The organism is Quyinboa mangrovi, from assembly GCF_042219825.1.
Classification (GTDB): Bacteria; Bacteroidota; Bacteroidia; order Bacteroidales; family UBA5342; genus JBHJHP01.
Genome location: NZ_JBHJHQ010000007.1, coordinates 191,429 through 215,055 on the forward strand (window position 1 = coordinate 191,429; position 23,627 = coordinate 215,055).

Genomic DNA, 23,627 nt, shown 5'->3' on the forward strand with positions numbered 1-23,627 from the left:
TTGGATTACTTGATGCTATTTTTCTAATGCTCTCAGATCTTCTTAAAATGCGAATTAGGCGTATAACATGCTTTATGTTATAATGTTTTATTTATAAGGGTTAGATGTCAATACTATATATTCAACTTTTTCAATAATCAAATAACCACCAATAACTGTCAAAAGAGAAAGGCTTTACCCTTTTATTTGAATAAATACGTTAAAGCTTTAATATTACAATATTGATGAGTCAAATTAACCGCCAGCACTCGATACGTTCATCGCATGCTGTTTTGGGGAGACGGGTGCCAGCATTTTGTATCAGATCCTCAAGTTTATCGGCGGCAATTCCCGGTTCAGTAATACCATGTTCAACAAGCTGGTCGAAAATATAAAGTAAGCCTCTTACTTGAACCCCATCACGTGATGCAGTACTTCGTAAAAGGCCGTCACCGGATAGCAAGGTGTAATTGTTACGCTTGGAGTAATGCCATACAGAGCAATCTTCAATGGATAAACCATTATGAGCATCTCTTAATGCAATAAGTTCCATAAGTTCATCAAAGCTGTATGAGGCCACAATTAGTGTTCCATCGTTTATAAAGCGACCAACGAGATCTGCCTGTTCCGGATCTTCAATCTCTGATACAATAAAATCTGTAGTAAATACCTGAATATCCAATTGAAAAAACTCATCCAGAAGGTCAGCATGAATTAAATCAAAAAATATATTGGTATCGTTTACTACAAATTCCATCAAATATAATTAAGCGAGGTTTTTAGTTCATTTAATGGTTTGTTTGACAACACTGATGCCTTGCTTAGTGAAACCAGTTCCTGGGCAATTCCTTTATATAAAAGCTGAGTAAACCGATAGGATTTCTCTACAAATGAATATCGGCTTTCGTCTATTTTGTTTTTCAATGATGGAGTTAAATTTAGTCGGATATAAAACTGCTTCAAGTAAGAAGAAGTTATTACACCTAAATCAGATGCCCTTTGCATAATGGCTTTTATACTTATTCCCCATTCCATTTGCATTGGAATTAGTTCATCAACCAGTATTTTAGTACGTTTAGAGCCTAATTCACTAATGAACCTCTTAAGAGGTACAAGAAATGCTCCGGCAAAGCGGTGGCACATCTTCTCTTTTTCCTTAACCGAAATATCCTCCGGTAATTTCATAAGTAAGTGTCCCAGTTCATGTAAAAGAGTAAACCGTTTGCGTTCAACAATAAAATTTTTGTTGACAACAATAACGGGAATTTTACCATCAATCATGGATGATAAACCGTCAAAATCGTCTGCTTCATCCACTTCGACTACCTTAATATGGTTGTCTTCAAGCATTTCAATCACAGATGGAACCGGATTCTGACCGATGTTCCATTCATGACGAACTTTATCGGCTACTGCTTCAATATCTCCTGAATTTCTTATTTGTATTCCCTCAATAGGGTTGACAAATTGGGTGTTAATGGCCAGAATATTTTCAAGTTCCAGATAGCGCTCAACCTGATCCAATACCCTGAATTTTATGGATTCCACCTGCGACTTAAGAAGCTTTGATTTTTTGCGAAACTCTACATGATGCAATTCAACAGCACTGTTCCTGAAGAAGTAGTCAATCTTTACATTTAATGCTTTGGCTAACTTAATCAGGTTGGAACTGTCTGGTTTCATAATGCCGTTTTCGTAGCGCGAAATGGCATTTTTGCTGAGTCCTGAAGCTGAGGCTAACTGGTCCATGCTGAACCCAGCCATCTTACGGGCATTATAAAGACGCTTTGAAAATATGTTATCCATGGTGTTGTGTGTTGTGTTGACAAAAGTAGACAAAATATCAATATTTGTCAACATTCTTTTCCTGTTTATTAGCAGCTTAATCTTTACTTTATTTGGCGTTCGGTTTTACCGCTATTTGTCTCTGGGTTATTTCTTTTAGTCTGATAGTGAAAGGTGCCGATTAACCACCAATAACCGTCAGAAGAAAGGCTTAAGTAATACTTAAAAAAACGGAAAGTGATTTTGACATATATATGTTCGACCCCCGGGGGTATCTTTCCCATTACCGAAAATTTATTTATTAAGGTATATAGGTCTGTGCTTCAGAGAAGATAGATTATTGGAGCACGGCAACATAATGCAATAAATTAGGTCCATTTGAAGAGATGTCAAATAGAATATAATGCAGTTAACTTTTGATGTTAATAATTAATAATCAATGTGTTAATTGTGTTTGTTTTTGCAGTTTGGATTAGATAATAGTAAATTTGGTCATCTTTGTGGAAATTAAAAATTCTATCTTTATGGATTATTATTATTCATTTTAAATATTTTTGATGCATAGTATATATTATTTTTGTTAAGCAAGAAGTGTTGTATGCTTAAAAAGGATTATTTCTTTATATCAGTCATTTTACTAATATTTAGCTTTTCAGCTAATGCAGAAATCTTCTTCTCCAAATTAACTACCGAAGATGGATTATCCGGCAATCCCACTCGTGCAATACTTCAGGATAAACAGGGATTTTTGTGGTTTGGAACAAACGAAGGCCTTGATCGTTATGATGGGTTAGAAATTCGTTCTTTTAACCATGAGATAACGGATGATGCAATTACAGTAAATGCGCTTGCTGAAGATTCTTCTCAGAATTTATATATTGGAACCGACCGTGGATTATGGGTTAGAAAACGTGGACAGATATCATTTATTAGGATTCCTTCTTATGCAGATCAATCGCAAATTATAATCAGTTCAATTACTATCTTAAGTAAAGATCATGTTGTAGCGGGTAGTAACAATGGTATTTATGTCATAAATAATAAGGATTTTTCTGCATCTCATATTGCATTGTCAAATATTCCAGGAAGTCTTAGAAACCATGTTACAGGCTTGTTTTCAGATTCTGACAGTGTTGTGTGGATTACCACTCGACAGGGAATAATGAGGTATTATATCGAGACAAATGAGGTAGTATCATTTTCTAAAATTCCACAATTGGATGAAGGTTCTTTTACGGCTGTTACATCTTTAAACGGTGCTTATTATATTGGGACATCAAATAATGGACTCTATTGTTTCAATATTGAAGAAAAATCGGTTATTCAGGTACCGGATATTAGTAATCCGATTATTCTTTCTTTGGTTACAAACGGAAAGGACAAAATTTATGTAGGAACAGATGGAGGAGGATTAAACATTCTTGATGCAAATACAAATGAAGTGAGCTACGAAACACATAGCCAGAATGATAATTTTTCCATTTCCTCCAATTCCGTGTATTCACTTTTTATTGATAGAGATTTGCGCATTTGGATTGGGACGTATTCTGGCGGTATTAATTATGGTCATATATATAATCAAGGCATTCATCTTTTTAATCCATCAGGACAATCCGAAATAAAAAGTGAAAGCATACGATCTCTTTGTTTTGTTGATGACAACCTGACTTTGGTTGGAACAAGAGACGGTCTGTATGTTTTTGACCATAAGACAGAAAAAGTTGAGAAGATAAAGAGTACGTCACAAAACAGGGATGGATTAAGGGCAAATATCATTTTAACAATTAAGCGAATTAATAGCACTGTTTATATCGGAACTTATGGAGGTGGTTTGTCTCTATTTGATATCAAAACAAAACAGATGCAACCGTTTATTGACCATAAGGAATTTATGAACGGTTGTATTTATGATATAGAACCTGATTCTTCAGGAAATATTTGGATCTCCAGTTTGAACGGACTGTATATGTATAATCCTGATTCTGAGAAGATAATTCATTATGACACAGAAAACTCCGAAATTAGCAGCAATGAGATTTTTTCTTTAATGTTTGACCGAGATTCAAATATTTGGATTGGGACTTCTCAGGGCGTGGACATATATAAAATTAAAGAATTTAAACTTCATAAATTAGCTCTTCAACATGACTCGGAAGATCGGTTTAAGGTAAATTATATATATCAGGATAAAGAAAGAAATATATGGGTTTGCAAAGAGTCAGGTGGATTAACAAAATATTCATCTGATCTAAAAAGTATTGTAACTCTGACCCAGATAGATGGTTTACCTAACAATTCAGTTTGTGCCATAACAGAACAGCCGGAACACACATTTTGGATTAGCACTTTGAAGGGGCTGTGTCGTTATGAATCAGGAGACTCAACATTCCGGCAGTTTGGAATTGCGGAAGGTTTACCGAGTTTTGTTTTCACCCCATCATGTATATGGAAAGAAAAAAGTAGAAAATTATGGTTTGGAACTGAAAGGGGCCTGATATCTTTTTTCCCGGATAGTCTGAAAAGAGATTTGAAAGTCCTGTCTCCAGTAATTACGGATATTTATTTGTTTGGTAAAAAAGCTACGTCTAACGAAATTGAATCCATAACTTCATCAGTGGAGTTGGCTGATACATTGAAGTTTAAAAATAGTCAGAATAGTGTTGGCTTTCGATTCGTGGATTTTAATTATGATAATGCGAGCACGTCATCTTTCCTGTACATGCTTGAAGGGTATGATGATAACTGGAAAAGGATTTCAGGTTCAAATGTTGTATTTTATCAGAAATTGCCAGCCGGTAAGTACATATTTAGGATAAAACCATTGATTCAAAATGTAAAAAGTTCTGATGTGCCTGTAAAGAAGGTATTGATAATCATAAAACCTTCAGTTTTAAAGCATCCATTGTTTCTAATACCATTTTTTTTGATTATTGCACTTACCGGATTTTATTCTTATGAAAGAATTACGAAAACAATAAAGGATTTAAAAGTAAGTCTTGCAAAGTTAACAACCGATAAAGAAAAATATGTGGGTTCAAAATTAGCAGAGGATCATGTTTCTTTGATAAAAGAAAGATTGAATACCTTCATGGAGACGGAAAAACCATATTTGAATCCTGATTTGAAAATGTCGGATGTAGCATTATCTATTGGTTTTTCAACGCATGAAATCTCGCAGGTTTTAAATCAGGACCTACAACAAAGTTTTCCTGATTATGTAAATATCCATCGTGTTGAGGAGCTTAAAAGAAGAATGCAAAAGGATGATGTTGGTAAGTTTACGCTTGTGGCCATTGCACAACAATGTGGATTTAAATCCAAAACTTCATTTTACAGAAATTTCAATAAAGTTGTTGGAGTTACACCTGCCGAATATTTTAAAAGAGATTCTGAATAGATTGTTTCCTGTTAGTTTGTTTCAGATTATAAACTGACACTTTTTAATTAAGACCTTTCATCTGAATTTCAACACTTATTTAGAACTTTGAATTATGTCTAAAGTAGAAAAACTTTACGTATTCGCTTTCTAAAATATATATTATGAGGATTCTGGTTCAAAGATTACAGTTCGTATTAATGTGTATTTTAATACTTAGTTGCAGTCCCTCAAATGAAAAAAAATATTATTCCATTAAGTATGATAATTGTGATTTCTCGGCTTTAGATACTTTAATAAATTCATGGATTTCACAAGATTTCTATTCAGGAGCTGGTATTGTTATTTCTACCAGAGATTCGGTATTATATAAGAAATTTTATGGAACTTATGATTCATCCACTGTTGTTTATATTGCTTCAGCAGGTAAGTGGCTTGCAGCAGCTACTATATCTGCTATTGTTGATGAAGGAAAGTTAAATTGGAATGATAAAGTTGATAAGTGGTTGCCTGAATTTAAAGATATAAAAGGCAAGGCGACTATAAGGCAATTATTTTCACACACAAGCGGATATCCTGACTATCAGCCTAAAGATAAACATTCAGATAACTATCAGACACTTGAGGAATCAGTTTCTCATATTTACGACTTACCTGCGGATACGTTTCCGGGTACAGTTTTTCATTATGGAGGTCTGGCTATGCAGGTAGCGGGACGTATTGCTGAATTAGCGTATGGGAAAGATTTTGAATATATCTTTCAGGAAAAAATATGCAGACCATTAGGGATGACACATACATGTTTTACTCCGGTCGATTCAAGCCCGGGACATAATCCAATGCTTGGAGGTGGTGCCAGAACAACTTTAAATGATTATAACCGATTTCTAAAAATGATTTTCAATGAAGGGTTATATAATGGTAAAAGGATTTTATCTAAGGAAGGAATAAAAGAGTTGCAGACAGATAATGTACTCGGTGCAAAAATAGTTACACCCGATTATGTTGAAAAAGTTCGGGCATTAAATCATAACGGTGTTTATGGTCTTGGAGAATGGAGAGAAGAATTAGATACTGATGGCAATGCTGTTTTAATTAGTAGTCCGAGTTGGGCCGGAGCCTATCCATGGATCGATAAAACTACAGGGATATATGGTTTTTTTCTTACACATGTGAACGTTGAATCTGCCAATAAGGAGGGATTCAGTTCATTTTATGCAAGCCCGGTAATTCCCCTTTGGGTCAGGGATATTCTAAAAGTATCTAACCTTCCTGATTCTGTGAAAACAGATTTTGCCAGTGTGAACGGTACCCGCTTGTATTACCAGGAGGCAGGGAAGGGGGAACCTTTAATTTTTATTCATGGTCATTCATTTGATCATACCGAATGGGAGCCTCAGTTTACTGAGTTTGCAAAACATTTTCGTACTATAGTATATGATGTCAGAGGTTATGGTCGTTCAGCTTCACAAATAGAAGGTCAGCAGTTTATGCATGTAGAGGATTTAGTTGCATTTATGGATTATCTGGGAGTTGAAAAGGCACATATTGTTGGTTTATCAATGGGGGGATTTATTGCAACAGATATGCTTGCAAAATATCAGGACCGTCTTTTGTCTGCTACTCTGGCCAGCGGGGACCTTAGGAATGTGCCAGGACCCGATCAACCATGGACTGATGAGCTTATTTTAAAGGAGAGGGGAAAAATAGAGAATTTAAAGGCAGAAGGTCTTATGACATATAAGTGGAATTGGTTGCATGGATTGGTAAAAAACGGAGGACCGATTGCTAAAAAGATAGAACCGAAATTATGGGAAATGATTTATCGCTGGAATCTGTGGCAACCAACACATGTTGAAGCGAGAGTAACATATGGAAGACAGGCCGAGATATTAATCATGAATCAGGTAATTTCTGTTCCTGTAATGGTTTTAACCGGTGAAGTGGACTACAAAGGGAAACGAAAACTGCATGAGTGTATACCTTCAGCGATTCAAAAAATAGTACCAGATGCTGGGCATGTAAGTAACCTTGAAAATCCTGAAGCATTTAACAGGTTGATAATGCAGTTCATTAAAAGAAATGATTGATATTGAATATATATAGAGAGATGAAGAAGATACAAACAATATTTAAAAGAGGTGATTTTCTCGTTAAAGGATTAATAGTGTTGATATTCCAATTCGCCTGTTCTCATAAAGCTTCACAATTAGAAAAAGGTGCTACTTTGAATGAAATGGAAGGTCATTTTGTTAATCCTCCCGACTCAGTTAAACCATGGGTGTTTTGGCAATGGATGAATGGAAATATAACTAAAGAAGGAATCACTCTGGATTTAGAAACCATGAAAAGGATGGGAATTGGAGGTGCCTTATGTTTTAATAATGCAGTAGGTATTCCTAGAGGTTCTGTTGATTATGCTTCTGAGGCGTGGTTTGATATGACAGAGTATGCGGTAAAAGAAGCTCAACGATTAGGATTAAAAATAATGCTTCATAATTCTCCTGGATACTCCGGTACAGGGGGGCCTTGGGTAACACCTGAAACGAGTATGCAGGAACTCACATGGGTTGAGGTGCAAAATGTTAGAGGAAAGAACATCGATATTAAATTGTCTCAACCTCATGCTCGAATGGATTATTATGCAGATGCCTATGTGTTAGCATATCCTTCGTTAACTTCAGAAACAGGTTTAATGAGAGATAAGATAACTTCTTTATTCGTTAATGGTAGTGAAGTTGAGACTTCCTTATTGACAGATCATAATCCGGAAACTAAAATAAGGTTAGAAGGCAAGGGAGAACCCAATGAAGTTGTGTTCAAGTTTGAAAAGGAGTTTAATGCACAATCAATAACGGTGTTTCGTACAGAAAATGAGGAGCCATATGATCTGTTCGATGGGCCACGGGACCATCCTCCGCATTTTGTTTTAAAGAGTTCAATAGATGGTTTGAATTATACTAAAATTGCGGAATGGGGTATGCCACAATTAAGAGAAGGGAATACCCCGGGAATGCAAAATTTTAATTCAGTTAAGGCAAAGTATTTCAAACTAATAGCATCATCCCGTACTTGGATTTCAGAAGTAGAATTGCATTCAGCTCCAAGATTAGAAGGTTGGCCCGGTAAAGCAGATTTTACACATGGAAATTATGGTGGTAATACTGTTGATATAAGAGAAGAAGATATCATTAAATCAGAATCTGTTATTGATGTAACAAAGTTAATGGACGATAAAGGAAACCTAAAATGGGACGCTCCTACAGGTGGGCCATGGACAATAGTTCGTATTGGACATACAACAACCGGCGAAGAAAATGCAGCTCACCCTGATGCCGGCAAAGGACTTGAAATTGATAAGCTGAACCGTGCTGCTTTAGATTTCCAGTTCGAAAAATTTAATTCTAAAGTTGTGGAGCGTTTAAAACCTTATATCCGTAAGGGTTTTTATGGCTTTACTACCGATAGTTGGGAGTGTGGGAAACAGAACTGGTCGGTGGTGATGCCGGATGCTTTCAGGGAGAAAAACAAGTACGAAATTACTTCATGGGTTTTGGCTTTAACTGGTCGGATAGTTGACGGGAAGGATGAAACAGAAAAATTCCTAAAAGACTTTAACGATACTCAGATCGGACTACTTGGAGATAACTATTACGGGTACTGGAATCAACTCTGCGATGAGCATAATATCGATTATTATGCAGAACCATATGGTGATGGAACTTTAGATGGTTTAACGGCCTGCAAATACTTAGATGTGCCAATGTGCGAGTTCTGGACAAGGCATATTTATGGTAGTGATAAATATTCTAAACAAGCAGCTTCCGGAGCGCATTTGTACGGCAAACCTGTTGTGGCCGCAGAGTGCTTTACGGGCATGCCTTTAACTTCAAAATGGACAGCGCATCCTTATGCCCTAAAAGCTGGAGGCGATTACTTTTATAGTTTAGGTGTTAATCGTTTTACATTTCATGTGTTTGTACACCAACCTTATACGACTGGAACCCCGGGAATGACAATGGGACCATTCGGATCGCATTTCGACCGCAATAATACCTGGACAGATCAGGCGTATGGTTGGATTAACTATTTGACCCGGTGCCAGTATATCCTTCAGCAGGGGAAACCGGTTGTTGATGCTTGTTATTTTAAAGGCGAAGAACCATCGTCTGTTGTCCCTGACGTATATCCGATGATGCCGGCCGGGTTTAAATGCGATGTTTTTGGCCCGGATGCCTTACATAACCGCTTCAAAATAGAGGATAGAAGAATAGTGTTGCCTGATGGTATGCAATACAAGGTAGCTATTATGGCTCCGTTACAAGAGATTAAATTATCAACATTAAAGTGTTTTAAAGAACTGGTTGAAGAAGGAATGATCTTGGTAGTGAATAATAAACCAATCAAATCATATGGTAATGAAAGCAATGATCAGGATATCCAGGGTTTTGTAAGTGAGTTGTATGGAGAATTAGATGGACAGAAAGTGACAAGAAGAAAAGTAGGAAAAGGGTTGCTTATTTGGGGAGAACAGCTTGAAGATGTATTTAGCTCATTGGATATGCAACCTGACTTTACTTATACTTCGGAAAAAGGTGATGCTGTTATCAACTATTTTCATAAGAATATTGGAGATGCTGATGTTTATTTCGTTTCAAATTACAGTCGCCGTTCAGATAAAGTAGTGACTTCCTTTAATATAACAGATAAACTACCTGAATTCTGGAACGCCGAGACAGGAGAAATTGTTGAAGCACCGGTGTATAGGTATGAGAATGGCCGAACCATTATCCCCTTCGATTTCGATCCTTCTGAATCATGCTTCGTCGTTTTTAGAAAGGAGACTTCGAAAGAACGAGATATTACTGTTTCTAAGGATCATAAAATCTTTTTTGGAATAGAATCGTTCCGAGAGTTTGATAAACTTCAGAATAATAATATAACCAATAGTTTTTCAGTTTCAGCATGGATTAAGCCTGAAACTTTCGCTCATAATGGAAGAGGGTATATATTGCATCCTGTTTCCGGCGAAAAAACATTTGGTAAGGGACATGCCATGGTAGGATTAGCTGCCGGTAAAAATGGGATAGTTGTTTATGAATCAGATACTCGTACTTCCGCTGTTTTAGGATATAATCAACCTTTGCAAGGCTGGAGCCATGTAGTGTTGGCCTACAATAACAGAAAGCCATATTTATATGTGAATGGAAAATTAGTAGCAGAGGGCGAAAAATCGAAAGCGATTGTGCATCCCGGATACAAGACCGGATATTGGGGCAAAGCATTCAATAATTGGTTTGAAGGTGATCTTTCAGATTATGAGAGTAAGAAAAGCGTTTTGACTGATGTTGAAGTTAAAAAGATTTATCAAGGAGGATTACCTGAAAATGGGTTAATACCAGATGTGAAACTATCAGTAAACAAACATGCAAAAGTTTCTGCTTTATTTTTAAGCAATGGTGTTTATAGGATAAATACACCGGAAGGTAAGGCAGAGCAGGTAAATATCCAAAATTGTAAAACGGAAGATTTATCATATGACTGGGGAATAGAATTTCCTATAAACTCCGGTGTTGATAAGGTAATTGATATGCCGGTGCTAAGCTCACTAATAAACCATGACAATTTTGATGTGCGGCATTTCTCCGGCACTTGTACATATAAAAAAGGTATTACGATTAATACCATAAAATCTAATTGTAAAGTTTTACTTGATTTGGGGCGTGTAGAAGTAATTGCCAAAGTATTTGTGAACGGTAAAGAAGCAGCTCTTTTATGGAAGGAACCATATATGACTGACATCACAGATTTGGTAAAAGAAGGTGAGAATGAACTTAGGATAGAGGTGACCAACCTGTGGATTAATCGTTTGATAGGTGATGAATATCTTCCTGTAGAAAATAAATATACTACAAATAAGAACATAGAAGAGTTGCCACAGTGGTTTGTTAATAACCAGCCAAAACCAGGTAATCGTAAAGCATTTTCGGTATGGCGTAGCTACACTAAAGAAGAACCGTTGGTAGATAGTGGTATTTTAGGGCCTGTTAAATTAATATATGGGGTAGAAAAAGAGTTATAATTTATAATTAAGACTTGAATATTTGGTAGCATGATATCTATAGCTGTCTTTTTTTTGATTGGAAAATTTTATTTTAGATTATAACAGGATTTTGTATCGTAAGCTATAACTATTCATACTTTCTTTATAATCGAGCAAGCTATCTTGAACCTATATAAGTTTCGTTTACTTTTTAAATATTGTCTTGTAACATGTTTTTGGTCCCAACCTTATTAAAACAAGATTAAAAAGAGTTTCATATTATAATTTGAAACATTTCTTTGATATTTCAATTAGTCGGTTTTAACAATTTTAACAGAAATTGCACCCTTGAAATGTGTTTTTAGCGATTAATTTCATGGGTATATTAAAAGCCATAAAATTTAAATGTTATGTTTTGATTTCGGATTTTTTTATCTGTTCGTATAAAAAAAGTCTTAAATCAGTAATAGGTTTTTTTCATATAAATTAGTTAGTAGACAAATAGGATCTTTCTGCCCAGAAGGATCCTATTTTTTAATGCAGGAGGTTACGAATGAATAGGAAAATTTTACAGACAGTATTTGCGACGTTATTATTTATAGTTGTTTCCTGTCAGCGTGATAAAAATATTCATGATTCAATAAATGTTAATGAAATGATTGTCAATGCACTGGACAAAATCAAATTAACGATGAATGAAACTCCCGATGTGGATCAAATGCCAAGAACAATAGAAAAGGGATCAACCCACTGGAAAGATGTAGATATATATGACTGGACCAGTGGATTCTGGCCTGGGATTCTATGGTATGGCTATGAGTTATCCGGAGATTCAACTATTCTTAAAAGAGCTGAAACAACGACGGAAGAATTATCTGGAGTTTTGGATGTCCCTGTAGATAATCATGATCTTGGATTCATGCTTTTTTGCAGCTATGGAAATGGTGAGCGACTGACTCATAACCCCGAATATAAAGATTTTATAATTCGGGCTGCGGATTCCCTTGCAACGCTTTACAATCCTAAAGTCGGCACAATACTTTCCTGGCCTGCTATGGTTGATAAAATGGGATGGCCACATAATACCATAATTGACAACATGATTAACCTTGAGATGCTTTTTTGGGCATCTAAACATGGTGGGTCAAAAGACTTATATGATATTGCCGTAACGCATGCAGAAACGACCATGAAACATCATATTCGTCCTGACTATACTACATATCATGTTGCAATTTACGATACAATCACAGGTGATTTCATTAAAGGTGTAACTCATCAGGGTTACAGCGATAGTTCTATGTGGGCCAGGGGACAGGCCTGGGGCATTTATGGGTTTACCATGTGTTACAAAGAAACGGGCAAGGCTGAATTTCTGGAGACTGCCGAAAAACTTGCGAATGTTTATTTAAGCAGATTACCAAAGGATATGATACCATACTGGGATTTCGATGATCCTGCAATACCGAATACTCCTAAAGATGCATCAGCAGCGGCAGTTGTGTCTTCAGCGTTGTTGGATCTTTCAACCTATGTTAAGAGTAGTAAATTGATGGAGAAATATAAAAAGGCAGCTATAAATATGTTAGCTGAATTATCATCAAATGATTATCTGGCACCAGCAAATTTGCCATGTATATTAATGCATTCAACAGGACATAAACCAAATGATTCTGAGATTGATGTGCCAATAATATATGCAGATTATTATTACATGGAAGCTTTGATAAAACTGAAAAAAATGATGTAGAAATACTTTATGATTTTACTTGATATCTCATTTTAAAGAGAAATTATTGTCTTATAAAAATTAAATACATGAAAAACAAATCCTACTTTTTGTTAACAACGCTGTTGATGATATTTGTATCAGTACAGCTTTTTGCTTTTGATCAGTCATTTACTGACATAAACAGTTGGAACGTGGTTGACAAACCAGCCGCAGGTGATATCGCAGCCGGAACGCATTCTTTAGTTGATGGCCATTTGGTTGTTGACATGGGATCACAATCAGATCCACCTTCAGATCCGGTTAAATATCGTGGCGATATTCAATGGGTGGTCACTGATCCGGCTAATTACATCACAGTTAATCCACTTACTGATGTTCTACTGGCAATTAAATTTATTGGTGATAAGCCCGATGCAACATTGAAACTGGAATTGCATGACGTCGTAAATTCTCAATATATAGGTAAATACTCCCCTGCAGGTAGCGTGCAAACGACAAATAATAATAATATATATTATTTCACGCTATCTTCGAATGCAGCATATACAGGGGAAAGTATTACGCTCGACAAGATCTTTTTTACCGTTGCTGATAATGTTGTTGATACGGCATATGTCGTGGATTGGATTGCAACATACCCAAGTCTTGAAGCATTAGAAGCTGATAAGAATATAAAGGACGATGGCGATTTGGACACTGATGAGATCATTATTCATGGAATTGATCAGTCTTTTGATGCCTTAAACGGTTGGATCGTTGCTGATAAACCTGTTGCAGGTGATATTGCTGCTGGTTCTCATGACGTTGTAAACGGTCACCTTGTCGTTGATATGGGATCACAATCAAATCCACCTTCAGATCCTGTGAAATATCGTGGTGACCTGCAATTTATAACTACAGATCCTGCTGCATACTATGTTGTTAAACCTTCCACCGATGCTCTTTTAGCTATAAAATTCATAGGTGATAAACCTGACGCAACATTGAAACTGGAATTTCATGATGCCATAAATAATGTATATATCGGGAAATGGTCTCCTGCCGGAAGTATTCAAACAAGCAATAAAAATTCAATTTATTATTTCTCTCTTAGCTCTAATGCCGGTTATACAGGTGATAGCATTACACTTGATAAGGTTCTTTTTACCGTTGCAGATAACCTTGAAGACACGTCATATATGGTGGATTGGATCGCTACATATCCTAATCTTGCAGCCTTGGAGGCAGAAAAGGATATGAAAGACGATGGCGATGCTGATAATGATGAAAATGTATTGTACCAGCCATTTGATGCATTAAACGGTTGGTACGTGGATGATAAACCTGCTGTAGGGAATATTGCCGCTGGAACACATTCTATCATTGACGGTCATTTAGTAGCAACGATGGGTTCACAATCCGATCCGGCTTCCGACCCTGCAAAATATCGTGGAGACATTAAATGGGTGACAACAGATCCCGCAGAATATTATTCAGTAAAACCTTCTACGGATGTACTTCTGGCTGTTAAATTTATTGGGGACAAACCGGACGCGACATTGAAACTTGAATTACATGATGCAATTAATGGGGTTTATATTGGAAAATATTCTCCAAAAGGTATCATTCAAACACGTAATAATAATAACATTTATTATTTCATGTTGACTGATAATAGTGGATATGCGGGTGAAAGCATTCTACTTGATAAAATTTATTTTACTGTTGCAGATAATGTAGTAGATACATCATATGTTGTAGATTGGCTTGCAACTTATTCGAGCCTTGAAGCATTAGAAGCTGATAAGGATGTAAAAGACGATGGAAATGCTGATTATGACGAGAACGTATTATATCAGCCATTTGATGCCTTAAACGGTTGGATTGTAGCTGATAAACCTGTTGCAGGTGATATTGCTGCTGGTTCTCATGAAGTTGTAAACGGTCACCTTGTCGTTGATATGGGATCACAATCAAATCCACCTTCAGATCCTGTGAAATATCGTGGAGACCTGCAATTTATAACTACAGATCCTGCTGCATATTATGTTGTTAAACCAGCTATAGATTCACTTTTAGCTATAAAATTCATAGGTGATAAACCTGACGCAACATTGAAACTGGAATTTCACGATGCCATAAACAATGTATATATTGGGAAATGGTCTCCTGCCGGTAGTGTTCAGACAACTAATAGCAATTATATTTATTATTTCAATTTGGCATCTAATGCTGCTTATCAGGGGAAGACTATTACGCTTGACAAGGTACTCTTCACCGTTGCAGATAATGTTGTCGATACTGCATATGTAGTGGATTGGATCGCTGTATTTGAGAACATGGAAGATCTTGAAGCAAATAAGGATATGCTTGATGATGGAGTCAGTGACCCGGATCAGTTACCTCCAACAGAATTGATGCACTCGTATAAATTTGAAGTTGCTGATACGGTTATAGATGAGGTTGGAACAGTAAACGGTACCCTTAAAGGAACAGCTATAGTTGCTGATGGTGCTCTGGTATTAGATGCTAATGGCGATTATGTATCCTTTGATGGTTCTGCACTGGATTTGAATTCATATTCAGCGATTACAATGGAGTACTTATTTAGTTCCCCGCAGGGTGTGAATGATGGCCATTGGAACTGGACAAGCTATTTTGGAGCTGCTGATGGTTCAAATAATATGATGGTTGCCCTTAATGTATGGGATCAATTCAGAATGAAAAAGGACAACAGTGCTCAAGTAGCAGTCAGTGATATTGATGACGGTAAGAAACACCATGCCGTAGCTGTTATGACAGATAGCCAGATAAAAATATATTTGGATGGTATTCTTCAGGCAGAGGCAGAGGTCGGACCATTATCTGTTGGCTCTGAAATTGCATATTTAGGGAATGCTATTTGGGGAGGTGATGCTACATGGATGGGTAGTATTGATGAATTCAATATTTATAACGGAGAGTTGGATGAAGCTACAATTTATGAAAATGCGTTAGCATATGCAGGTCCCTCTAATTCCGAACTTTCAGATATAACTGTAAGTGCAGGTACTCTTAATTTTATCTCCGGAATAACGAACTATTCCGTTATTGTTTCTAAAAAATCTGCAATTGTAAATATAAAAGGTACTGTCAAGTTTGAAGGTACAACAATTGTAAGCGGCGAAGGAGATGTTGATGTGTCATCGGGAAGTACCGCTGATACGTTAGTTGTTGTGTCTTCAGATAAGAACGATACAACGAAATATATTGTAAACTTCATAGCTCTTGATCCTATGCTTACAGGATCTGTTATAGGTCATTCAAGTTCATGGGGCGATAATCCTGATACTTATATAGATGCTGCTTTTGATGGTGACATGAGTACATTTGTGGATGCTCCATCTGCCGAAGGTTATGTAGGTCTGGACCTTGGTGCAGGTAATGTGGGTGTTGTTACTGCTGTAAGGTATGCTCCACGTTCAAATATGCCGGATCGAATGGTAGGGGGAGAAATTCGTGGTGCCAACAGCGATGATCTGTCAGATGCAGTGGTTCTCTATACCATATCAGAAACACCTCCGGTTAACCAGATGACTCTTGTTGAACTTACAGGAGCAGAGGGATACAGATATATTTATTACTATTCAGCAAGCGGTTATTGTAATATATCAGAATTGGAATTCTATGGATTATTTTCAACAACTATAAAGTCTTTAGATATTAATGTGGTAGCGGATACACATATTCACTCCTACAGTGGTAATGTTGATGGTAATTTTGGAAGTAATTCAGAATTTATTACTAAAACGAAAACTGATGGTTCTATAGATAGATTGGGACTTCTTAAGTTTGATTTAGGTGGATCTGTTGTTGGTACAGTTGATAGTGTTAGGTTAAGTGTGTCGTTTCATAATTGTCATAATGGATACATTGACCTGTATGATTATTCAAATGAATGGGAAGAAAATGTGATAACCTGGAATAATGCACCGGCGCAGGGAGTAAACAAAGAAGATTCAATAACGCGATGGTTTACAAGTGAATCCTGGCACAGAGAAGATGCTTTCCATAGCATTAATATTACAGAATACTTTAACAGCAAAGCTGCTGAACAAGTATTTTCTATAGCTTTTTTGAGTGAACCTACAGACCAAGGATATGATATTCATGCAAAAGAATCAAATCCGTCCTGGATACCTCATTTGGAAATATATGGTGATGTTCAAATAATAGCTGATTCTAAAAAGAAAATAGCTTATGTAACAAGTGGTGCTGCATCCGATCCAATCAGTAATATGTTAAGCAGTGATGAAAATCTGGAGGTTGATATTGTGGATGGATCTGGTGATTATTCTTCATACGACGTAGTAATTGGTCAGGAATCATTTGCATCTGATGATGTAGTATGGTCATTGGGAGGATCATTGAACTTGAGGAACAGTGTTCCAATGATCATGAACAAGACCTGGGCATGGAAATCTAATAAACCGGCAGTTACGTCTACTGCATCTGTTAACAGAATAGCAGATGTAACAGTTACAGTTGATGCAGCGAACCAGCTTAACCCATTGTTTAGCGGAATTACATTTACAGATAATAGCATACAATTATTCCGTGAACCAGTCGGTGAAATAGGTCTGGATGTTTTGAACGGACTTGCAATGTCAGATAAAACTACATTACTGGCAAGTGCTTCGAATGTAACATCTACTGATTCATCAATTGTAATAAATGATATTCCGGCAGGTACACAAATTGGGACAAACGCTGAAGATGTAACAGGTGCAAGAATTATTGCATTCTGCATGAATTATGAAACGCTTGCGGATGTTACAGGCATTACATCAGAGAATATGACCATCTGGAGAAACGCTGTGTATATGTTGGCAGGTTTAATCCCTCCGGCAGAATTGTATGTAAATGAAGATTACATTGGTGTAGCTGTACAGGAAATAAACAGTAATGCTTCAATATCAGTATATCCAAGTATATCATCAGGATCATTCACAGTAGAATTTGCGAATAACCCAGGTATGATAACCGTATATAATCTGTCTGGTAAAGTTGTTAAACAGCTTGTCGCAACCACAAAAATTGAAAACATCAACATTATCGGATCGGGATTATATATAATTAAAGCTGAGAGCGCAGGTGTAAGTAAACTTTTCAAAGTTGTAAAAACAAATTAAATCCTTTCTAACTATCCGGGACTAAAGCTGGCAAGTTTAGTCCCGGATTTAAATAGAATAAGTGACAATACAGTATTCTTTATTGCTGATTTCAAATATTAACAGCGAGTTCATTTATTTAGGATTATCAATTCTAATTTAAAATTTCAATTTCACTTATAAACTTTTGTTAAGCGCCTTTTAATAAAGGGTTTTTAAAATAGTTTCACATTATAAAATGACACTTTTTAATGGGTCCATTTTTATGAGACAATCTTAACAGCACTGTAATTTTGTTAAAAATAATTTAAAAGGAGGATAAGTTATAAAAGGCGAAATCTCTATTACAATTATTAATTAGCTACCATAAATGAAGAAAAAAATGTCAAAAAAATTTCTACTTAAAGCAACAGAAAGTTGTACTGATTATTTAAATCGACTCCGGATCAAATTGCTTTTATTATTTAGCCTGTTTTTAATTGCCGGAAGCGTTTTTGCTCAGACTGTTCAGGTAAATGGAAAAGTGGAGGAAGAAAACGGTATTGGAATTCCCGGTGCGACGGTTATGGAGAAAGGTACAGAACACGGTACTATTACTGATTTTGACGGTAACTTTTCAATTGAGGTAAATGAGAATGCTACACTTGTATTTTCCTTTATTGGAAAAGTAAGCCAGGAAATTAATGTTAAGGGGAAAAGGGAAATTAATGTAATTCTTAAGGATGATGTAGTTTCTATGCAGGAACTTGTCGTTGTTGGTTATGGAACGCAAAAGAAAGTTAATTTGACGGGTTCCGTTTCTACTGTAACTAATGAAACTTTCGAAAATAAAGGCTCTTTATCCACACCATTACAAGCCTTGCAGGGAGCAGTTGGTGGGTTGACAGTTACAAGAACTTCCGGTGCGCCTGGTAGAGAAGATTATCAAATGAATATAAGAGGTGCAGTATCTGCAAACGGATCGGGTGTTTTGGTATTAATAGATGGTATGGAAGGCAACATTAATGATATTAATCCGGATGATATTGATAATATGTCGATTCTGAAAGATGCATCAGCATCCATCTATGGTGCACGTGCTGCAGGAGGTGTAATTTTAATTACAACCAAGAGAGGATCTAAAAATAAAACAACCGTTTCATATAAAGGATCAATTGATTTTAAAAAGCCTGGTTTACAAATGAAATATATGGGGATGCAACATTATATGGAAGCGTATGAGGAATCGAAAATAAACGATGGGTTGATTCCCGGAGGCGATGTAAATATATATCCGAGAGAAGTTATTGATGCATATAAAACATTGAATCCCGACTATATGAATGGTTTCATACCTTCAGATTATCTTGGAGATATTAATGACTATACTTTTTTTGATACAGACTGGAACAATGTGTTATACGGTACTGGTGTTACAAAGTCTCATGCCCTAAGTATTTCAGGCGGAAATGAAATGTCCACCTATTTATTATCAGTGGGTTATTATAATGAAGATGGTATGCTTCAGTGGGGAACAGATGTATCTAAACGATATAATATAAGATTAAATTATGATTTTAAGATAAAGGACTGGATGCGTTTGGAAACAAGCACCTCATACGATAGAAGAGAGTTGGTAAGACCAACAAGACAGTTTAATATTAACCTTGCACAATCCGGTTTACCAACCTCAACAATGACTACAGATCCTGAAACCGGAGAGCAACTTGAACCATTACCATATGCATGGGGAGGACAATTAACTCCTAACTGGATTGCAAAACTCGGAGGAGAGCATCATGATGAGAACGGTGGTTTTAAAACGAATTTTAAATTAACACTCGACCTCACTAAAGACCTATCATTAGTTGGTACTGCCGCAGTTAATCCCTGGTCAAGAGATAGAAAGGAATGGGAGAATAAAATTGACTGGAATTTTTATGACAGGACTTACAATCAAACACAGCCAACGACTGATAAACTAAGAAGGTTTGCTGAGACAACATTATATCAAAATTATTCAGCTTATTTTCAATTTGATAAAACATTGAACGAAGCACATAATTTTGCTTTGATGGGAGGTTCTTCTTATGAGTCAAAAGAATTGAAGAATTTTACGGTACAGGTTTATGATCTATTAACTACAGCCATATATAATCTTGAAACTGGTGGTGATACGTATGATCCTGCAATTAATGAAGACAGTTGGAAATGGGCTCTTGCTTCTTATTTTGGACGTTTCAATTACAATTATAAAGAGCGTTATTTATTGGAAGCATTGTTAAGAGCAGATGGATCTTCACGATTTACCAGTGAAAACAGATGGAGAACTTTTTACAGTTTACAGGGGGCGTGGAGAATTTCTGAAGAGAATTTCATGCAGGATGTAAACGTAATAGATAATTTAAAATTAAGAGCCAGTTGGGGAACCATGGGTAACCAGGCCGGTATCGGTATCTATGATTTTGCCGGACAACTAAATATTAACTCGCCATCAGGTAATATTAATAGTAATTCCGGACTATTTGGACCTGCCAATGGAGCCTATATTGGTCAGACAATTACCCAGGCCATTGTAGTTAGTTTAGACAGAACATGGGAAACTATTGAAACAAAGAATATAGGTCTGGATTTTTCTTTACTCGGTAATAAGATTTTCGGGACATTCGATGTTTTTGAACGCAATAATATTGGAATGTTGGTAGGACTTGAATATCCGGACGAATATGGAGCTACCGCTCCCAGAACAAATGACGGTGATCTTCAAACAAGGGGATGGGACTTTACATTAGGATATAGAAATAAAATCAATTCATTTAATTACTATGTGAATGGTACAATTAGTGATAATCATAACAAACTAATTTATTATGCAGGTACAGATACCAAAGATCCAGGTTACAACTATGCGATAGAAGGGTATCCTTTAAATTCATACTTCGGTTACGAAAGAGTAGGGCTGATTACCAATCAGGAAGAGTTTGATAATTATAAACGATACATGGGTAGTGGTATAGTACCTACTGAAAGTGCAATGCAATTCGGAGATATGATGTTCAAGGATTTGAATAATGACGGTGTAATTGATGCCAATGATATTAAGTTCTTAGGTACCAATGATCCCAGATATTCTTTTTCTGCACAGTTAGGGGCTGATTTTAAGGGATTTGATTTCATGGCTAACTTTCAGGGCGTAGGAAAACGTACAATTTTAAGAGAGACTCATCAAAGAGCACCTTTCTATGCTTGGTATTTAGGTCAGAATGATGCATTCTATGGAAAATATTACAGTAATATTTATTCACAATATGGTGATTTAGTTTATGAGGACACTCCTGGCGTAGCTGAAAATTATATTGGACAACCCATATTCCCGCAGGATAAGTATGACAGGACTACAGGAGATTTAATGCCTCGTTTGACAACAACTGATGTTAACAAATATAATTATGCCTATGCAGACTGGCTTGTAATGAATGGAGCCTATGTAAGGCTTAAAAATATTGTCGTTGGATATACAATTCCTAAGAAGCTTATTTCAAAAGTTGGCTTGTCAAAAGTCAGGGTATACTTCGCAGGGACTGATTTGTGGGAACTTACTTATATAACAGATGGCTGGGACCCTGAATCACCGAGAAATCCTAATAATGGAGATCAACGTTATCCGTTTGCAAGAACATATTCATTTGGAATTGATGTTAACCTCTAAGAAAAGTAGAAAAATCATGAAAAAGTTAAATATAATAGTCGGGATTTTAAGTGTTTTTTTCATCGCATCCGGTTGTGAGGATAAACTAAACCTGGTACCATCAGCTAATGTGGTAAACGAAAATATGTGGAATGATCCCTCAGATTTTAAACTTGCAGCTAATGCATTCTATGGTGATTTACAAAAGCATTTTGAAATAACACATAGAGATAGGGAAGCTGATATTGTAACACCAAACTCTCCTGATAAAATCAGTAATTCGAGTTATGCTATTATAGTAACGGAAACTGAATTTTATGACAACTATCCATGGTATGTAAAAATGAGTACCCAATATGAACGTTTAAGAGCCATAAATTATCTCTTTAAAAATGCAGAAAAATTTAATGATAAAGATGCAATTAAGCAGTACTTAGGAGAAGCTTTCTTTTTCAGGGCATATCTTCACTGGTTAATATTCAGGGATTATGGTGCAGTACATTATGTGGATCATGTGCTTGACGTTAATGATCCTGTATTGTCAGCTCCCAGAGATGAGCGTGACTTCTATGCAAACAAGCTTATACAGGACTTGGATTCTGCTATTGCTAATCTTACTTATGAGGCGAATTTAGCAGAAGAAGATTATGGAAGAATCAGTAAAGAAGCGGCTCAAGCCTTATTAGCGAAATTTTCATTATTTGAAGGGACATGGCAAAAATACCACAATAATAATACATCAAGATGTAATAATTTGATGGAAATAGCGATTGCGAATTCTAAATCAATAATGGATGAAAACCACTTTGAGCTATTTTTCGATAGCAGGTTAGGAACAGAATCCAGTTACAGGTATCTTTTTATACTTGAAAATGAAAAGTCAAATCCATATAACATAACTAAAGCCGCCAATAAAGAATATATTTTAAGAAACAGGTTTGATGAAAACCTAAGAGTTTCCAGCGCAAATATATCCCATACACTACAGAGTTCTCATTATTCCCCAACTCTAAAAATGATAAATATGTATCTCTGCGCTGATGGTCTCCCCATTGACAAATCTCCTTTATTTGATAAAAATACTGCATATGAAACTTTTACTTCTATTTACGAAAACAGGGATCCAAGAATGATTCAAAGTCTTAGGATTCCGACGCACTATTACTGGAGTTACGGAGCAAATGGAAGAGTTAACTGGACGGGAGATGCAGCAGATTTAAAAACAGCTACAGTGGCAGATCCTACAGTTGGAGGTGGAGCAACGATGACTGGTTACCTCAACTGGAAATGGATGACTGAACGTAATGTGCCGGTTTATGAGGAGGCATGTGATATGCCAATTATAAGGTTGGCTGAAGTTTATCTGACGTATGCTGAGGCGCTATATGAAAGGAATGGAGCTATCACAGATGCTCAGTTGGATGAGTCTATTAATAAACTTCGGGACAGGGTTGGGATGGTTCATTTAACAAATGCATTGGTAGCAAGTAATAGTCTTAATATGCTGCAGGAAATAAGACGCGAAAGGACGGTTGAATTATATGCTGAAGGGAAAAGATATGATGATTTGCGACGTTGGAAAACAGCAGAAGTAGAAATGTCAGAGCCTATACTTGGTGCTCGTATTTCAGGAGATTACAGTTCTGATAAAATTAAAATCCAGAAAATTCCTCCAAAATATTATTCAAAGCCTGAAACAGAAGGAAGGCTGACAGAGGATTTGTTTTATATAGTTGAACCTGCCTCAAGCAGACAGTTTCAGCAAAAGAACTATCTGAGACCAATACCAACAAGCCAGATAGTTTTAAATCCAAATTTGGAACAAAATCCCGGGTGGGAATAGATATGTGAAAATTAAATATGTCACCGGCAAATAATAATGTCGGTGACCTTTAAAAACCATTTAAATTTTAGTA

General features: G+C 36.3%; 9 protein-coding genes. 7 read left to right on the forward strand and 2 right to left on the reverse strand.

Features of this window, described 5'->3' with window-relative positions; translation table 11 throughout:
• Positions 1 to 229: 229 nt before the first annotated feature.
• Both ACE1ET_RS15950 and ACE1ET_RS15955 read right to left on the reverse strand, forming a co-directional pair.
• Entirely contained in the window at positions 230 to 736 is a 507-nt protein-coding gene (locus ACE1ET_RS15950; protein WP_375729418.1) for a PIN domain-containing protein, read from the reverse strand.
• On the reverse strand, positions 736 to 1,839 hold the full coding sequence (locus ACE1ET_RS15955; RefSeq protein ID WP_375729419.1) for a helix-turn-helix domain-containing protein: 1,104 nt from the start codon (positions 1,837 to 1,839) through the stop codon (positions 736 to 738). The genes ACE1ET_RS15950 and ACE1ET_RS15955 overlap by 1 nt, the downstream gene beginning before the upstream one ends.
• A 523-nt stretch (positions 1,840 to 2,362) precedes the next feature.
• Here ACE1ET_RS15955 and ACE1ET_RS15960 point away from each other — a divergent pair.
• The 7 genes from ACE1ET_RS15960 to ACE1ET_RS15990 all read left to right on the forward strand — a co-directional run bounded on the left by ACE1ET_RS15960 (position 2,363) and on the right by ACE1ET_RS15990 (position 23,554).
• Entirely contained in the window at positions 2,363 to 5,161 is a 2,799-nt protein-coding gene (locus ACE1ET_RS15960; RefSeq protein ID WP_375729420.1) for a ligand-binding sensor domain-containing protein, read from the forward strand.
• 143 nt (positions 5,162 to 5,304) lie between these two features.
• The gene (locus ACE1ET_RS15965; protein WP_375729421.1) at positions 5,305 to 7,230 is read left to right on the forward strand and encodes an alpha/beta fold hydrolase; all 1,926 of its coding nucleotides are present in this window, start codon (positions 5,305 to 5,307) and stop codon (positions 7,228 to 7,230) included.
• Positions 7,231 to 7,250: 20 nt separating this feature from the next.
• Positions 7,251 to 11,222: a glycosyl hydrolase gene (locus tag ACE1ET_RS15970; protein ID WP_375729422.1), complete on the forward strand. Its 3,972-nt coding sequence runs from the start codon at positions 7,251 to 7,253 to the stop codon at positions 11,220 to 11,222.
• 514 nt (positions 11,223 to 11,736) lie between these two features.
• On the forward strand, positions 11,737 to 12,933 hold the full coding sequence (locus tag ACE1ET_RS15975) for a glycoside hydrolase family 88 protein (protein WP_375729423.1): 1,197 nt from the start codon (positions 11,737 to 11,739) through the stop codon (positions 12,931 to 12,933).
• A gap of 68 nt (positions 12,934 to 13,001) precedes the next feature.
• Positions 13,002 to 18,065, forward strand: coding sequence for a CBM96 family carbohydrate-binding protein (locus ACE1ET_RS15980; protein WP_375729424.1), 5,064 nt, complete (start codon positions 13,002 to 13,004; stop codon positions 18,063 to 18,065).
• 361 nt (positions 18,066 to 18,426) lie between these two features.
• Positions 18,427 to 21,732: a SusC/RagA family TonB-linked outer membrane protein gene (locus ACE1ET_RS15985; protein ID WP_375729425.1), complete on the forward strand. Its 3,306-nt coding sequence runs from the start codon at positions 18,427 to 18,429 to the stop codon at positions 21,730 to 21,732.
• 16 nt (positions 21,733 to 21,748) lie between these two features.
• Positions 21,749 to 23,554, forward strand: coding sequence for a RagB/SusD family nutrient uptake outer membrane protein (locus ACE1ET_RS15990; protein WP_375729426.1), 1,806 nt, complete (start codon positions 21,749 to 21,751; stop codon positions 23,552 to 23,554).
• The last annotated feature ends 73 nt before the right edge of the window (positions 23,555 to 23,627 follow it).

Bases quoted from the DNA above. Each gene is read 5' to 3' on its own strand.
- ACE1ET_RS15950 (WP_375729418.1), bottom strand. From the start codon at position 736: ATGGAATTTGTAGTAAACGATACCAATATATTTTTTGATTTAATTCAT.
- ACE1ET_RS15955 (WP_375729419.1), bottom strand. From the start codon at position 1,839: ATGTTGACAAATATTGATATTTTGTCTACTTTTGTCAACACAACACAC.
- ACE1ET_RS15960 (WP_375729420.1), top strand. From the start codon at position 2,363: ATGCTTAAAAAGGATTATTTCTTTATATCAGTCATTTTACTAATATTT.
- ACE1ET_RS15965 (WP_375729421.1), top strand. From the start codon at position 5,305: ATGAGGATTCTGGTTCAAAGATTACAGTTCGTATTAATGTGTATTTTA.
- ACE1ET_RS15970 (WP_375729422.1), top strand. From the start codon at position 7,251: ATGAAGAAGATACAAACAATATTTAAAAGAGGTGATTTTCTCGTTAAA.
- ACE1ET_RS15975 (WP_375729423.1), top strand. From the start codon at position 11,737: ATGAATAGGAAAATTTTACAGACAGTATTTGCGACGTTATTATTTATA.
- ACE1ET_RS15980 (WP_375729424.1), top strand. From the start codon at position 13,002: ATGAAAAACAAATCCTACTTTTTGTTAACAACGCTGTTGATGATATTT.
- ACE1ET_RS15985 (WP_375729425.1), top strand. From the start codon at position 18,427: ATGTCAAAAAAATTTCTACTTAAAGCAACAGAAAGTTGTACTGATTAT.
- ACE1ET_RS15990 (WP_375729426.1), top strand. From the start codon at position 21,749: ATGAAAAAGTTAAATATAATAGTCGGGATTTTAAGTGTTTTTTTCATC.